This window comes from Streptomyces qinglanensis (assembly GCF_900111245.1).
Taxonomy (GTDB): Bacteria; Actinomycetota; Actinomycetes; order Streptomycetales; family Streptomycetaceae; genus Streptomyces; species Streptomyces qinglanensis.
In genome coordinates, this window is record NZ_FOGO01000008.1 from 89,828 (window position 1) to 104,783 (window position 14,956).

General features: G+C 74.4%; 11 protein-coding genes and 1 tRNA gene. 4 read left to right on the plus strand and 8 right to left on the minus strand.

The features are described from left to right. Positions 1–442: 442 nt before the first annotated feature. The gene (locus BMX65_RS32965; protein WP_075001383.1) at positions 443–892 is read left to right on the plus strand and encodes a hypothetical protein; all 450 of its coding nucleotides are present in this window, start codon (positions 443–445) and stop codon (positions 890–892) included. Positions 893–1,706: 814 nt separating this feature from the next. On the opposite strand, the gene BMX65_RS18155 is transcribed toward BMX65_RS32965, so the two are convergent. Further along, a complete protein-coding gene (locus BMX65_RS18155) occupies positions 1,707–3,743 on the minus strand; it encodes a dynamin family protein (protein ID WP_239501855.1) in 2,037 nt (678 codons plus the stop codon). 349 nt (positions 3,744–4,092) lie between these two features. Here BMX65_RS18155 and BMX65_RS18160 point away from each other — a divergent pair. Continuing rightward, positions 4,093–4,165 (plus strand) — tRNA-Arg (locus tag BMX65_RS18160). Positions 4,166–4,222: 57 nt separating this feature from the next. On the opposite strand, the gene BMX65_RS18165 is transcribed toward BMX65_RS18160, so the two are convergent. Then, the gene (locus BMX65_RS18165; protein ID WP_075001385.1) at positions 4,223–4,576 is read right to left on the minus strand and encodes a hypothetical protein; all 354 of its coding nucleotides are present in this window, start codon (positions 4,574–4,576) and stop codon (positions 4,223–4,225) included. Between the two features lie 300 nt (positions 4,577–4,876). On the opposite strand from BMX65_RS18165, the gene BMX65_RS18170 reads away from it, so the two are divergent. After that, positions 4,877–5,920 (plus strand): hypothetical protein, encoded by a 1,044-nt coding sequence (locus BMX65_RS18170; RefSeq protein ID WP_075001386.1) that lies wholly within the window; start codon positions 4,877–4,879, stop codon positions 5,918–5,920. A gap of 230 nt (positions 5,921–6,150) precedes the next feature. On the opposite strand, the gene BMX65_RS18175 is transcribed toward BMX65_RS18170, so the two are convergent. The 6 genes from BMX65_RS18175 to BMX65_RS18200 form a co-directional block, all read right to left on the minus strand. After that, positions 6,151–7,221, minus strand: a complete 1,071-nt coding sequence (locus BMX65_RS18175) for an L-tyrosine/L-tryptophan isonitrile synthase family protein (RefSeq protein ID WP_079171955.1) — start codon at positions 7,219–7,221, stop codon at positions 6,151–6,153. 125 nt (positions 7,222–7,346) lie between these two features. After that, complete coding sequence (locus tag BMX65_RS18180; RefSeq protein ID WP_079171956.1) at positions 7,347–8,723, minus strand: cytochrome P450 family protein; 1,377 nt, start codon at positions 8,721–8,723, stop codon at positions 7,347–7,349. Between the two features lie 270 nt (positions 8,724–8,993). Next, positions 8,994–10,511, minus strand: coding sequence for an MFS transporter (locus BMX65_RS18185; RefSeq protein ID WP_239501822.1), 1,518 nt, complete (start codon positions 10,509–10,511; stop codon positions 8,994–8,996). A 126-nt stretch (positions 10,512–10,637) separates the two neighbouring features. After that, positions 10,638–11,546, minus strand: a complete 909-nt coding sequence (locus tag BMX65_RS18190; protein WP_079171957.1) for an ABC transporter ATP-binding protein — start codon at positions 11,544–11,546, stop codon at positions 10,638–10,640. Positions 11,547–11,660: 114 nt separating this feature from the next. Further along, entirely contained in the window at positions 11,661–12,743 is a 1,083-nt protein-coding gene (locus tag BMX65_RS18195) for a FecCD family ABC transporter permease (RefSeq protein ID WP_075001387.1), read from the minus strand. A 2-nt stretch (positions 12,744–12,745) separates the two neighbouring features. Next, on the minus strand, positions 12,746–13,831 hold the full coding sequence (locus BMX65_RS18200; protein ID WP_075001388.1) for an ABC transporter substrate-binding protein: 1,086 nt from the start codon (positions 13,829–13,831) through the stop codon (positions 12,746–12,748). A gap of 401 nt (positions 13,832–14,232) precedes the next feature. Here BMX65_RS18200 and BMX65_RS18205 point away from each other — a divergent pair, with 401 nt between their 5' ends. After that, on the plus strand, positions 14,233–14,955 hold the full coding sequence (locus tag BMX65_RS18205; RefSeq protein WP_075001389.1) for a DUF4232 domain-containing protein: 723 nt from the start codon (positions 14,233–14,235) through the stop codon (positions 14,953–14,955). Position 14,956 lies beyond the last annotated feature (1 nt).

The following is a 14,956-nucleotide window of genomic DNA, read 5'->3' on the forward strand; positions in this document are numbered from 1 at the left end:
CTTGCGGTCGCTCCGGTCGCGCTGCCCGTTCCGGGTGGGCGCGAGGGGAGCCGTGTCCGTGTCCCGTCGCGCAGCACCTCCTGCGACTCCGACGTCGTGGAGAGCGCTTCCCGCGCGGCCCTGGGCACAGCTCCCTTCGCCACGCCGGGTGGAGTCCCCGGGGCCGCCTCGGGGTGCGGCAGCCGCCGCGACACCGTCCGGCTCCGGGTGCGGCCGGAGCGAGTGCCGGTGCGGGTGCTCCTCGGGTGCCGGGCCGGGGGGTTCCGGCCGCACGTGCGGGGGTGCGGAGACGTCCTCCGCGGTCCCGCGGGGCGCCTGCGTGCGAGGCGCAGCCGGGGAGGAGGGCGTCTCCCGCACTGCCGGAGCAGGCTCCGGTGCAGCCGCTGCGGGAGCCCGCTCGGGGTCTGCGGGGTGGGTTTCGGGGACAGCGTGGTCCGGGACGGTGGCGCTCGTCGGCTCCGGCCAGGACGTGCTGTGCCAGGGCGGGGTCGCGGCGATTCCCGGCCGGGGGTGCTCCGCTCCGCGCGCCGGAGCCTCTGTCGCGGAGGCGTGGCTGCGGGGACTGGGAGCCCGCGGACCGCTCTCCGGTTCGACGGCACGCTCGGTGCGGTCGGGACGACCGGACGGCGCGGAGGGCGAGGACTGCGCGGGCGGCGCGGGCGGCGCGGACGGCGCGGACGGCGCGGACGGCGCGGACGGCGCCGGTCGCTCGGTGGTGTCGGCCGGCCCGGCGGCCCGGGCCGGTTCGGCGGTCCGGACCGGTTCGGCGGTCGGGGCCGACGCCGCGCGCACGGCCGACGCCGCATGCCCGCCCGACTCGGTTGCCCCGGTGGGCTCGGCCACCCCGGTGGGCTCGGTGCCTCCGGCAGGGCGGCTCGGCTCAGCCGGCTGAACCTGCTGGGCCTGCTGAATCTGCTGGGGCTGCTGGGCCGGGGGCGCGGGTGCGGCCGGCGGGGCGGGTAGGGCGGACGGGGCGGGAGTCGGGGCCTCGGTCTGCGCGGCTGGTGGGGCGGCGCGTTCCGCGCGTGCCCTGCGCGCGATGACGCCGTCGTCCCATCCGTACTCCGGTCCGGCGGCACAGGCGTGCGCGTCCTGCGGCTCGTGCTCGCGGTGGACGCTGCTGTCGCCGGGCAGGTCGCGGCAGCCGCGGCCGCCCGGACGGTGCTCCGCGGCCGCTGCCTCCGGGACCGGGACCGGTTGCGCCTGCGCCACCGGGACAGCCACCGCTTCCCGGGGATCAGGAGCCGCTTGGTCTCCCCGTTCCACCGGCCCCCCAGGCCCGCCGGTCGCAAAGGACGCAAAGGACGCGGAGGACGCGGAGGACGCGGAGGACCCACCGGCCCCATCCGCTTCGTCCGTCCGGCCGTCCGTCCGGCCCGGCGCATCCGGCCCGCCCGGTCGGCCCTGCCCGGCCGGTCCTTCCGCCCGGCCCGGTACGCGTCCGCCTTCGGGCAGGCCGTCGACCGAAGCCTCCGACTGCTGACGCGGCAGATCCGCCGCCGCGACGTGACCGTGGCTCTCGGGTCCGTCCGGGCCGCTGCGCGCGGCGGGCTCCTGAGGCAGCGGCTGCTCGTCCAGGCTCAGCTCCAGTTGCCCTTCGACGGGCTCGCTGTGCGGGCTGCTCCAGCCGTCGGGCCAACTGCCGGACCAGCGCTCGGGCGGCTCGCCCGCTCCGGGGTTGGTGGCATCGGTGGATGTCACTGCTGTCACCTCTCCATGTGCGCGCTCTGCAGACCGCGCGCGCCGTTCTCCGTACCGAGCGGTGTGCGCGTCGGCGGGAATTCGCGGGCGGTCACGTCCGTCCTGCTCTGCTCCTTGGGGCCGCCCGGCGCGTCCTCCGGCTGCTGCGGCCGGTGGAGTTCCCGCAACTGGTGCGGCTCGTGGAGCCCGTGCGTTCTGGTGAGTCTGTTCAGCACCGAGAACGCGGCGATCAGTTCCATCTGCGGTCCGGGACCGGCGTCGAGTTCCGCCAGGGGGACGAGGCGCAGGTCGCGCTCCCCGTCCAGGACCCGCCCCACGCAGTGCTCCAGCAGCTCCGCGCACTGCCCGCGCAGTTCGTGTGCGCCTTCCTCACCGAGCAGGTCCTCGAGTGCGTCCTCGGCGCCCGCGACCCGCACACCGCCGAGCAGGGAGGCGGCCAGCAGGCCGGATACGTGCTCGGCGTCCTCCTCGCCGCACGAGGCGCGGCCCGCCGCGCGGGTCTCCTCCTCGGCCAGTTCCTCGACGCAGCGGCGCCATCTGCGCACCATCACGCCGATCCGGCCGACGGCCTCGTCGCGTTCGCTCTGGCCGCCGGGGAGGAGCCGGCCGCAGCCCTCCAGGCCGGGGACGCCCCGGCGCAGTTCGGCGATCCGTTCGTCGGCGGCGGCGACCGCGCCGGACAGCAGTGCGGTCAGGCCCTCGGCGAAGGCGTCGAACAGTTCTTCGCCGTCGCTGTCGGTGGGGAAGCTGCGCCAGTGCTCGGCGACGTCGCCCGCCAGCAGTTCGCCGTCGGCGATGCGGGTGCGCAGCCGCTGCCCGGCGGTCCCGTAGGCGTTCTCGATGTACCGGGTGAGCCGCTCGGCCGCCGCGTGCTGCGCGGCGACCGAGCCGGCCAGGGCCGTGATGCGCGGGCGCAGCGAGGCGAGCGTCCCGTCGGCGGTGCGGCTGGCGGCTGCGTACCGGGCGTCGGCGTCCTGTGCGCACTCCTCCAGCCAGTCCCGCAGTCCACTGACGGCGGAGACGGGCAGCAGTCCGGATCCGCCCGCCGACTCGGGCAGTTCCGGGATGGTGAAGCAGGGGATCTTCCCCAGCCCCGCCCGGTCGAGCAGCAGCCCGTACTGCGCGGTGACCTCGGCGGCCATCTGGTGCGGGACCCGGTCGAGGACGGTGGCGAGGGTGACGTCGTACTCCCTGGCGGTGCGCAGCAGGTGCCAGGGGATGGCGTCCCCGTAGCGTGCGGCGGTGGTGACGAGCACCCAGATGTCGGCGGCGCAGACCAGTTCGGCGGCCAGGTCCCGGTTGTGGGCGACGAGGGAGTCGATGTCGGGCGCGTCGAGCAGGGCGAGGCCGGGGGGCAGTCCGCTGTCGGTCTCGACCCGGAGGACGCGTCGGGGCTCCTCCGGGTCGGCGTCCCACTCGTGCTCCCACTCCGCTTCGGCTGCGGCGTCCCTGCCCCGGCTGCGGCGGGGGTCCCAGTCGGTGGCCCAGGCGCTGTCCCAGTCGGCGGCGCGGTCCATCGGCCCGTCGGCGAACCGGTCGCCGCCGTCCGCGGCACCGGCCGGATCGCCGTGGCGGCCGGGCGTGTCGTGCGGGTCCGGGACGCCCGGCCCGCCGAAGGTGCCGGGCGCGGCGCCCATACCGGGTGCGGCGGGCGTCCCGGGCGGGTCCTGCCGGGGCGTCCAGGCCCGCTCGAGGCGGGGCAGCACCCGCTGTCCGACGAACCAGCCCCGGTCGTCCGGGTGGCAGATCAGCACAGGTGTGCGGGTCGTGGGCCGCAGCACTCCCGACTCGCTGACCTTGCGCCCCACCAGGGAGTTGACCAGCGTCGACTTGCCCGCGCCCGTCGACCCGCCGATCACCGCGAGGAGCGGTGCCTCGGGAGTACGCACACGCGGGACGAGGTAGTCGTCGAGTTGGGCCAGCAGCTCGTCCCGGGACTGCCGGGCGCGCTCGGCACCCGGCAGCGGGAGAGGAAAGCGCGCGGCTGCGACGCGCTCACGCAGTGCGGTGAGCGCGTCGAGCAGTTCAAGCCGTACGTCCAAGATCGCCACATGGGGCAGAATGCCCAATTTTGCGGCAGTTTTGAAGCTTATCCACGGTTGCGAGCGAGGAAAATGCGCAGTTTCCTCACTGAACAACACCTTTGAACCCGTTCACCCCCGCATGACCCACCTGCCACCCCGCCGCCCCCATAACGACTGCGCAACACCCGCAACCCACACGGCCAAAACCGCTGCGTGAATCGCACCCGCCTGCGATTATCGGGACCGCTTCACGGAACCTCCACATCGCGTCGCGGCCGTGAAGCGAACAGGACGAGCCGCCAGGCCCCCTATCCTTGACACCGCCGGTCACGGGGGGCGGCGAGCCCGCCCACCGCGACGGAGGACGGCCCCCGTAGCTCAGTGGATAGAGCAGGCGCCTTCTAAGCGCTTGGCCGTAGGTTCGAGTCCTACCGGGGGCACGAATAGCCTCTCACCTGCGATAACGCGTGAGGGGCTCTTTCACGTCCGGAAGCACATCACTCATAGGCCAAGCGCCTTGACTGTGCGCGATCGTGGATACATCCCCCGATATCGGGTTGCGGTTCGAGCTGACAGATACCTGGCCACCGCTCCTCGCCCAGCACTTGAGCAGCCGCACGGGGGTCCATGAGGCTGGACCATGCCTGTTCGGCCGGGAGCAGGTCCCGCTCAGGCAGGGCGTACTCCGGACGACGCCCCTCAGCCTCGCAGCCGCGGACGTTGCGCAGGATCAGCACAGTCAGGTTCGGCGGTACGGAACCGGTGCTCCGGATGGCGAGGCAGGTCTCGTGGCCGTCGTCCGCACGCACCTGGAGGCCGAGGGTGAAGGTGTCGGACTCGTGTGTGCTCACGGCCGTCGCGCAGCGTGGCGTGCGCCGAGCCCGGCCTCCCCGCTCTCCGGACGGACGTTCCCCGGACGTACTGCGTCGCCCCGGCGTGCAGCGTGGCCGCACCGGCAGGCCCGGGACGGGCGGCAGGGGACAGTGCCTGGACAGTGCCCACCGCCGCTGAGCCCGTGGCATTCGCGGCCTGTACTCCGAAACGCCGACAGCACGTCCGGACGACCCGCCGCGCCATGTCGTACGTTTCGTCCCGACCGGACAGGGCCCCGCCAGGACGGTTCTGCCTGCGCACGGGAGGACGAAGAAGTCATGCCACGTCGGTTCCTGACCCGCCGTCTGCTTCCTGCCGCCACCGGACTCACCCTGCTCGCGCTGCCGGTCAGCGCGCTCGACGGCGGCACGGGTGCCTCCGCGGCCGGGGCGCACGGACAGGTGTCCGCGTCGGGCCGCGGCGAGATCAGGGCGCCGCGCGAGTTCAGCGGCATCGCCTGGCTCGCGACCCGGAAGAGGGCCACTGTGCCGGGCGGGGACGAGGAGCCGCGCGAGGTCTTCCTCGTGTGCCACGACACCCGGGACAACGACGCGGAGCGGGACCTGCCGCGCCTGTCACTCGTGCGGACCCCCGTCGACCCCCGGGGGATCGACGTGCAGGAACTCGATGTCGACTTCCCCAGCGTCCCGAACGACCTGGAGAGCATCGCCCGGGTGCCCGGCCGCGACGAGGCACTGCTGGTGGAGAGCAACGCCGACGGCGACGACCCCGACCCCACCATCTATCTGGCCCGATGGGACCGGAAGCTGAACATCCGCATCGCCGGTTCGGCGCCCTGGCCCAGCACGCCCCAGCCGCTGGTCAACGTCGAGGCGACCGCCGTCGCCACCATCGGCGGGCACGACTACTTCGTGTACGCCGAGCGCGCCGAAGGCAGCGACACCACCCTCGTCAACATGACCCGGCTCAGGATCAGCCGCAGCGGCCGGATCACCTTCGGCACCGAATGGGTGTCGGTCCCCTTCACCGCGGCCCAGCCGCCCGGGGCGCGCCCCGCCTCCGGTATGGACATCGACGACGAGGGCAACCTGTACATCTCCGCCGCCTACGACCCCGGTGACCTCGGCCCCTTCGACAGCGCCGTCTACCGTGCGGCCAGGATCCGTCCCGGCGGTCCCCTCGGCGCGGAGCTGGTCCCGATGCGGCCGCAACTGCTCGCGCGCAGCTCGGGGCTCAAGGTGGAGGGAGTGGCGCTGGTGGACGGCTCGTTCCCGATCTTCATCAGTGACGACGACGAGGACTACGGGGGTCTGCTGCGGCAGTTGCGGGTGACGACGCCCGAGAACCGCCCGGCCGGCTGACCGGCCCCCGCTCCGTCCCCGTCCCTGCCCCCTGCCCCGGTCCCGCTTCCCTGTCCCTGTGCCGGTCACTCTTCCCTGTACCGGTGCCTGTGCCTGTGCCTGTGCCTGTGCCGGTGCCGGTGCCGGTGCCTGTGTGTGAACCGGCAGGGCGCGCCCTCGGGGACTCGGCGCACGGAAACAGCCCGCGCCCAGTGGCTGTTCCGGCTGCCGCAGCGTCCGTGCTGCTGTGATCAGGCGGCTTGCGGGGTTCCCGCAGCCCGCCCTCCGGCCCGGGGGACCTCCTCGAAGTGGCTCGGTCTGCCCTCGTGGTGTACGAGTCGGCCGAGGCGTTCGGCGCAGGCGCGGGGCAGGAGAGTCCAGGTGCCGTCGGTGCGGCGCAGGGCGGCCGAGTGCCAGGGGGTGGTCCAGGCGTCGGGCGTGTCGAGGAGCCGGATGCCGAACTTGGGCGTGCCGTACGGCTGGGGGTGGATGGACAGGCGTACGGCACGGGGGTGGCATGCGGCGATCAGCTCGCCCCAGGCACGGCTGCGCTGGATGACGCCGTAGGCCCGTCGGCGGCACTCGCGCTGGAGGGCCGAGCGGGTGCCGGTGAAGTCGGCGGTGTCCTCGACGAGGAACCGGGTGATGCCCCGGTAGAGCGGGAGGGTGTGGTCCGCGGAGCGCACCTGGGTGCGCAGCGCGTCCAGCGACGGGGCGTAGCGCCGGTGCACATGGGCCCGCTTGGCCTCGTGCGGCATGGCGCCGAGGACGTCGCGCAGGTCGAAGACGGAGAGGTGCCCGAGGGACAGGGCGCCGATCAGGCGGCGGAGTTCGTCCGCGTAGGCGTCTATGTGCGCGTCCGGCACGCGGATCAGGTCTCCGAAGACATGGCCGTCGGAGCAGATGACCACGCGGGCACCGGGTGGGTGGATCCGGGCGATGTCCGCACACAGCGCGTCGAGGAAGCCGAGGGAGAGGCGCTCGCCCTGGTCCGGGAGCGGGCCGAGGACCTTGGCGGGGTTGGGCGACTTGCAGGGGAAGCCCGGCAGGGTGAAGACGACGGGTTCCCCGGCGCGGACGAAGCTGTCGATCCGCCGGAGCTGGTACGGGAACGCCGCGGCACGGGCGGGCGCGCTGTCGGTCGTGCGGCAGTACGGCAGCAGCAGTCCGAGGATCTCCGCGCTGGTGCCGGTCGCGCCGATTCCTTCGGCACCGGTTGCGGCGGGGCCGGTGGTGCCGGTGGTGCCGGTGGTGCCGGGCGCGCTGACGCCGCGGGTGCGGGTGACGGGAGCGGGGGCGCCGATTCGGGTCGTCGAAGGCATGGGTGCGGGTTCTCCTGCGGTCGGAGGGGGCGGGAGTGCGGGCACGGCCGCATGGCGCCTCGGCGCTGGGGCGTGCCGGGCGCCGGGCGTCGGGCACCGGCGGTGTCGGAACGGGTGACGGGCGATCAGTCCGGGTCGCGGTGCGCCGAGGCGCTCCGGCGTGGCGGCCGGAGGCCGCGGGCGGTCTGCGACGTGTGACCGGAGGCCGCGGGCGGTACGGGGCCGGGTCGGTCCCGGCGGTGGTCGTAGGTGACGGGCAGGCGGAGGGTGCCGCGGCCGAGGACGGCCGGGGTCCAGTCGAGTTCCGTGTCGTCGACGGCCAGGCGCAGACCGGGCAGCCGTGCCAGCAGGGTGCCCAGGGCGATCCGGAGCTCGGTGCGGGCGAGTGCCGCGCCGGGGCAGAAGTGGATGCCGTGTCCGAAGGCGAGGTGGGGGTTGGGGGTGCGTTCGAGGTCGAGGGTGTCGGGGTCGGGGAAGCGGCGCGGGTCGCGGTTGGCGGCGCAGAGCGAGACGATCACCGAGTCCCCGGCCGGGACCTCGGTGCCGTACAGATCGCTGTCCTGGTCGAAGAAGCGCCAGGTGGTCAGCTCGAAGGCGCTGTCGTAGCGCAGCAGTTCCTCCACGGCCCGGGGCAGCAGCGCGGGGTCGTCGCGCAGCCGCGCCAGCGCGTCCGGGTGCCGGAAGAGGCTGATCAGTGCGGTGGTGATCTGGTTGGTGACCGGTTCCTGACCGGCCACCAGGAGCTGGAAGAGCATCGAGTCCAGTTCCTCCTGCGACAGCTCCTGTCGGTCGCGGGCCGCGACGAGGCGGCTGAGCAGGTCGTCCTCCCTGTGCGCACGCTTGTGGGCCACGACCTCGGCGATGTAGCGCTGCAGGCCGTGCAGCCGGGCCTCGTACAGCGGGCGTCCGGGGTCTGCCGGTCCGACGGGCTGGACGACCTTGCCCCAGTCCCGGTCGAAGGCCGCGGCCAGTTCCGCCGGGAGCCCGATGACCTCGGCGAGCACCTGGAAGGGGAAGTGGGCCGCGAATCCGGTCACGAGGTCGGCCGGTCCGGTTGCCGGGAGGCGGTCGACGAGCGCGTCGGCCAGCTCCTGGATGTGCGGCCGGAACTGTGCGAGGCGCCGCGGCGAGAAGGCGTCCGTGACGACGCGCCGCATCCGGGTGTGCTCGGGCGGGTCCTGGTGCAGCAGATGCACTTGGAGCTGGGAGTGCTGCGGCTCGGGCATGATCGAGGCCCTGGCCCGCCAGCGGTCGTTGCCGCGGGCGTGGTTCTTGCCGAGGCGGTCGTCATGGAGCGCGGAGTGCGCGGCCTCGTAGCCGGTGACGAGCCAGGCCCGCACGCCGCTGGGGAAGAGGACGCGGTGCACCGGACCCGCCTCGCGCATCCGGGTGTAGAGGGGGTAGGGGTCGGCCTTGTAGGGGCAGCCCAGCAGCGGGACGGGGTCGGGCAGCGGCTCGCGGGAGTCGTCGTCCGCGGGGGTCGGCGGGTCGGGGAAGGACATGGACACTGCTCCTCGGGGGACGAGGTCGGACTGGTGCAATCGAGCGGGGAATCGGGCCTGCGCTCCGGCCGGATTCGGTGACCCACCGGAGCGGGGTTTCGCAGCCGGTGGCTGCACCTCGGGGACAAGCCGGTCGCTGCGCCTCGGAGGCACAGAGTGCGCAGCAGGCGCCCGGGGCCCGGGATGTGGTTCCGCGCGCGGGTTCCCCGGCCGGCGGGGAAGGCCGGCGGGGAAGGGAGACGGGGAAGGGAGACGGGGAAGGGAGACGGTTCAGCGGCGCGCGGCGGGGGCCGGATCCGCCGCGCCGGCCGGGGAGGGCACCTGGTCGGTGGGCGCGCGGGCGCCGCGGCCGAGCAGCGGCACGGCGAGGCAGGCGGCGCAGCCGGCGAGCACGATCCCGGCCCGGACGCCGGAGCCCGCTCCGCCGAGCCCCCCGGCGGCGGTGGCCAGGGCGGGGCCGAGGGTGAAGCCGAGCATCCGCGAGAGCTGGACGGTCGATCCGACCGTGGCCGCGCGGTCCGGCGGTGCGGCTCCCATGGCCAGGGCCTGGGTGGGCCCACCGTTCAGGCCCATCCCGGCACCCGCCACTCCGAGCCGCCACGCGATGCCGGCCGGCGACCAGCCGTCGTCCAGCGGGACGAGCAGCAGCAGGCCGCAGGCGGTGAGGGCGGCTCCGGCGACGGCGACGGCCCGGGTGCGGAACCGGTCGGCGAGGCGCCCGCCGAGCGGCCCGGCCAGTGCCATGCCGAGCGGGAAGGCGAGCACCGTCAGCCCGGTCGTGGTGGCACTCGCCCCCGCGTCCCGTTGCAGGTGCAGGGCCAGCACATAGCGCGCGGCGGCGAAGCCGAGCGCCAGCGTCAGGACCGCTCCGAGCGTGTGCGCCATCGGCACCGTCCGCAGTACCTCGCGCACGGGGCGGCCGCCGGGTCCGCGCAGCCACCACCACAGCGGGGGTGCGGCGGCGAGGGTGAGCGCGAGCCATGCGGAGCTGGCCGAGGCGAGCGTCAGGGCGAGCAGCAGGATCGTCACTCCGGCCGCGACGAGCGCCGCGTCGCCGAGTGCGTACCGGTCCGGGGCCCGCAGCCGGCCCTCCCGGGGCAGCACGCTCTCCCAGGCGGGCGGACGTCCGCGCAGCAGCGGCAGCCCCCGCACCACCAGCAGCGCGAGCAGGCAGAACGGAATCTTGACCAGGAAGATCCACCGCCAGCCCACCTGGTCGAGCAGCAGCCCGCCGACCGCCGGACCGGTCACGGCGCCGAGGGGGCCCAAGGTAGCGGGCACGCTCATCGCCCGGCCGCGCAGCGCGGGCCGCACCGACCGCAGCGCCAGCACCGGCATCAGCACGAACAGCACCGCGGCGCAGCCGCCCTGGGCGAACCGGGCGGCGATCAGCCAGCCCGCCGAGGGTGCGGCGGCGGCCAGCGCGCTGCACAGGGCGAATCCGGCGGTCGCGGCGGGCAGCGCCGCACGGATGCCCACTTGGTCGAGCCAGCGGCCGGCCGGGAGCAGGAGCGCGACGACCGGAAGCTGGTAGCCGAGGACCGCCCACTGCGCTGTGCGGTCGGACACCTCCAGTCCCGCGGAGATGTCCGCGAGGGCCACGTTCACGATGTTCATGTCGAGCATCGCCACGAACGACAGCACGCCCGCCACCGCCACCAGCAGCCAGTGGTCCCGGTCGGCGGACCGGCCCGCGAACCGGTCCGCCGGCTGGTGCGCGGACCGGCCCGCCGGCTGGTGCGCGGCACTGCCACCGGTCCGCCCCCAGCGCGCTGCACGGAACGTCACCTGAACCCTCCCCGTTCGCGGCCGCCCGGTCGGGCGGCGTCGTTCCAGAAGTCGGCGGACGGGGCGGATGAGTTCCGCGGCGGCCCGCAGGGGTCGGAGCCCGCCTCCGCGGGCGGGAGGCCCGCGTCACGGCGTCTGTCTCGGGGCCGTGCCCGGGGCGGCGCGCACGGCCGCCGCCCCGTCCCGGGCGCCGTCGGGCCGGTGCGGCCGGCCCGGCGGAGCCTGCTGCTCCGACCGTTCCGAGCCGGCCTGCGGCGCCGCCGCGAGGGGGCGGCGGTGGTCGAAGGCGATCAGCGGGTCCCCGGTCAGCGGGTGCTCCGCGACCGCCGCACGCACCCCGAACACCTCCGCCAGCAGTGCCGGGGTGAGGACCGTGCGGGGCGGGCCGGAGGCCACCACGTGGCCGTCGTGCAGGACGTGCAGCCGGTCGCAGACGGCAGCGGCGGCGTTGAGATCGTGCAGGGAGATCAGCGTGCTGCGGCGCCGCGCACGCAGCAGGCCGAGGAGTTCGACCTGGTGCCGGACGTCGAGGTGGTTCGTCGGCTCGTCCAGCACCAGGACGTCCGGCTGCTGGGCGAAGGCGCGGGCCAGCAGGACCCGTTGCCGCTCGCCGCCGGACAGTTCGGTGAACCGCCGCTCGGCGTGGTCGGCCATCTCCACGTCCGCGAGGGCGCGGGAGACCAGTTCCCGGTCGGCGGCGTCCTCCCCGGCGAAGGCGCGTTTGTAGGGCGTGCGGCCCATGGCGACGACCTCGCGCACGGTCAGTTCGAAGTCGCCGCTCCGCTCCTGCGGCAGGGCCGCGACGTGCCGCGCGGCGCGGGCTGGGCTCAGCGCGCGCACGTCGGTGCCGTCGAGCAGCACCCGCCCGGCGACGGGCTTCAGATGCCGGTAGACGGTGCGCAGCAGGGTGGACTTGCCACTGCCGTTCGGGCCGACCAGGCCGGTGATCTCGCCGGACGCGGCCAGCAGGCAGGCCCCGGCGACGACCGTGTGCCCCTGGTAGGCGACGCTCAGGTCCTCGATGTCGATCTTCATCGGTCGCTCCCCCGGTCCTTCGTCGGTCGCTCCGCCCGTCCCTTCAACGGGCGCTCCCCGGTTCGCCCGCGCCCTGTGCGCGACTTCCGCTCCCCTGTGCTCCGGGCACGGCGCTCACCTTCCGCTCCCCAGCCGCCGGTCCAGCAGATACAGCAGCGTCGGGGCGCCGATCAGCGAGGTGACGACCCCGACCGGCAGTTCCTGGGTGTCCATCGCGGTGCGGCACACGATGTCGACCACGACCAGGAGCAGTGCGCCGAAGAGCGCCGAGACCGGCAGCAGCCGGCGGTGGTCGCCGCCGACGACCAGCCGGCAGGCGTGCGGCACCATCAGCGCGACGAATGCGATGGCCCCGGAGACCGCCACCAGGACGCCGGTGAGCAGACTCGTGAGCGCGAACATCTCCCGGCGCAGCCGCACCACGTCGACACCGAGCCCGGCGGCTGTCTCGTCGCCCATCAGCAGCGCGTTCAGCCCCCGGGCGCGGGCCTGGAGCAGCAGCATGCCCGCCGGGACGGCGAGGGCGGGGACGGCGAGCAGCGGCCAGCTCGCGCCGCTGAGGCTGCCCATCAGCCAGAACAGCACGCTGTGCGTCTGCTGTTCGTCCCCCGCCTGCAGCACCAGGTAGCTGGTGAAGCCGGACAGGAACTGACCGATCGCCACGCCCGCCAGCACCAGGCGCAGCGGGGCGAATCCGCCGCCGCGCCGCGCCACGGCCCACACGAGCGCGAAGGTCGCCAGCGCACCTGCGAAGGCCGCGCCCGAGAGCCCGAGCCCGAGTGCCCCGCCGCCGCCGAGGCCGAGGACGAGGGCGGCGACCGCGCCGAGCGAGGCGCCGTTGGAGACCCCCAGGAAGTAGGGGTCGGCCAGCGGGTTGCGCACCAGGGCCTGCATCGCCGTGCCGACCAGGCCGAGCCCGGCCCCGACCAGGGCCGCCAGCAGGGCGCGGGGCAGCCGCAGTTGCCAGACGATCAGGTCGTCGGTGCCGGGGCCCGGGGGCTCGCCGGTGGCCCGGCGCCACACCACGCTCCACACCTCTCCTGGCGGGATCGACGTGGAGCCCCAGGCGACCGCGGCCGTGAGGGCGGCCGACAGCGCCCCCGTGAGGAGCAGCGCCAGTGGCCAGGCGGGCACGGTACGCCGGGACCGGGCGGGCGCGGCGTCCGTGCGCGGGGTGTGTGCCGGTGTGTCGAGCAACGTCAGCCGACCTTCCCCGGGTAGAGGGTCTCGGCGATCTCCTCGACGGTGTCGGCGTCGGTGACCCCGGCGATGGTGGTCCGCTCGGAGTGGATCCGCAGGAAGCGGCCCTTCTTGACGGCGGTCAGGCCCTTGGTCGCGGAGTTCGTCTCCAGCCACTTCCGGGCCGCGTCGAACGCCTTCTCGTCGGCCGCCGCGCTGCCCCGGTTGCGTACGGCGAGCTGGATCCAGTCCGGGTTCCGGGAGATGACGTCCTCCCAGCCGACCTTCTTGAAGGCGCCGTCGCAGTCGGCGAAGATGTTGCGGGCTCCGGCCCGGGTGATCACCGCGTGGGCGACCTGCCTGTTGCAGACGGCGGTGGGCTGCTTGGTGCCCGCGTCGTAGTCGAAGAAGAAGTACGTCGGCCGCTTGCGCTCGGGGGTGGAGCCGACCGCTTTCTGTACGGCGTCCACCTTCTTCCGCATCCCGCGGACGAGCTTCTCCGCCTCGGGAGCGGTTCCGGTGACCTTGCCGAGTGCGGTGATGTCGTCCTCGACGGCGGACAGGTCGGTCATCGGGGAGGAGCGCCGGGCCGCGCACGCGGTCGACTTGAGGTGCATGTGCGCGATACCGGCGGCCTGGAATTCCTTCTCCGTCGGCGCGTCGCCCATGCCGCCGCCCATCTTCATGGCGGCGAAGGTGTCGATGTAGAGGTCGGCGCCGGAGCCGAGCAGCTTCTCCTTGGGGATGACCGTCCTGCTGAGCACCTTCACCTGCCGGGCCTGCGCGTCGAGGCCGTCCGGGAGGGTGCCCTTGCCGGGCGGGAAGCCGGTGCCGATCACCTTGTCCCCCACGCCGAGGCGCAGCAGCAGTTCCAGGGCGGCGGCGTTGCTGGTGACGATCTTCTCCGGCGGCTTGCGGAACGTGGTCCCGGCGCCCTGGCAGTCGGTCACCGTGACCGGGTGGCCGGTCGCGTCCGCTCCTCCTGCGGCCCGGTTCGCGGTGCCGTCGCCGTCGCCGTCGCCGCCGCCGTCACCGCCGCCGCAGCCCGCCACGAGCAGGGCGCCCAGTACCGCTGCCGCGGTGCCGCCCCATACGTGAGAACGCATCACTCTCTCCTGGATCCACTCGTCCGCGGGTGAACCCTCGCCACCCGGTCCAACAGTCGGACCGGGTGCCGCTCGGGTTCCCGTCCGGTGCGCGGGTCTTCGCGCCTCCCGGCCGGGCGGCGATGTGGACGGCGTGCGGACTTCGCGCGGGTGGGCGGCACAGGCGCGGGACGAACACGGGCGCGGGAAGATCAAGGGCGCGGACGACGGCGGACCCAGGCGACGGTCACCGGATCAGGAGCTGCGGAGTCTCCGGCAGCAGGAGCGCGGGACCGCGAGGGGCTGTTACACGTTCCGGACACAGTCCCGTGAACTCGCGCCGCGCGGCGGCCATCACACCTCCCGTACGCCGCACTCGCCACGGGTGCGCCGGGAAAGCCCGGCGCCGGAAATGAGGAACCATGACCGCCAAGCTCAACCGCGCCGTCCGCTGCACCGCTGCCGTGCTGGCCGCCCTCGCGGTCGGCGCCGGAGCGACCGCGTGCGACGCGTCGTCCGGATCGTCGGACAAGGCCGCTTCGCACTCGGGTTCGGCCGCGGACTCCTCCTCCGGCACGCAGGACGGCGGCTCGCAGAAGGACTCGCAGAAGGACTCGCAGGACGCCGGGGACGGGGTGAAGAAGACGGCCGTCAAGGGCTCGCGGACCGACGCGGTGAACCCCGCCTCCGCCCGGACCCGGGAGAGCAAGCGCTGCCACACCGGCGAACTGCGCTACTCCTGGGGCGGTCCGCACGGCGGCGCCCCGGACATGGAGGCGGACTCCCAGCAGATCGCCTCGATCCGGCTCACCAACAGCGGCGGACGCACCTGCACCGTGTACGGCTTCCCGGGTGTCCGTCTGATCAGCGACTCCGGCGACGCCTGGGACCTGCGCCGCTCCTCGGACAAGCCGAGCACCCTCACCCTGCACCCGGGGGACGACACCGCCATGGTCTCCATGAACGTGCTGCCGCTCCCGCACGACATGAAGGGCCCCAAGCCCTTCCGGGTGAGCAAGGTCCTGCTGACCCCGCCCGACGAGACCACCCACGTCACGCTCAAGTGGCCCTACGGCGGCGCCCTGCTCGACCAGTCCGGCGCCACCCGTCCCGGCACCTTCGTCAATCCGGTCGGCGTGGGCTGAC

Bases quoted from the DNA above. Each gene is read 5' to 3' on its own strand.
- BMX65_RS18170 (WP_075001386.1), top strand. From the start codon at position 4,877: ATGCCACGTCGGTTCCTGACCCGCCGTCTGCTTCCTGCCGCCACCGGA.
- BMX65_RS18175 (WP_079171955.1), bottom strand. From the start codon at position 7,221: ATGCCTTCGACGACCCGAATCGGCGCCCCCGCTCCCGTCACCCGCACC.
- BMX65_RS18180 (WP_079171956.1), bottom strand. From the start codon at position 8,723: ATGTCCTTCCCCGACCCGCCGACCCCCGCGGACGACGACTCCCGCGAG.
- BMX65_RS18190 (WP_079171957.1), bottom strand. From the start codon at position 11,546: ATGAAGATCGACATCGAGGACCTGAGCGTCGCCTACCAGGGGCACACG.
- BMX65_RS18200 (WP_075001388.1), bottom strand. From the start codon at position 13,831: ATGCGTTCTCACGTATGGGGCGGCACCGCGGCAGCGGTACTGGGCGCC.
- BMX65_RS18205 (WP_075001389.1), top strand. From the start codon at position 14,233: ATGACCGCCAAGCTCAACCGCGCCGTCCGCTGCACCGCTGCCGTGCTG.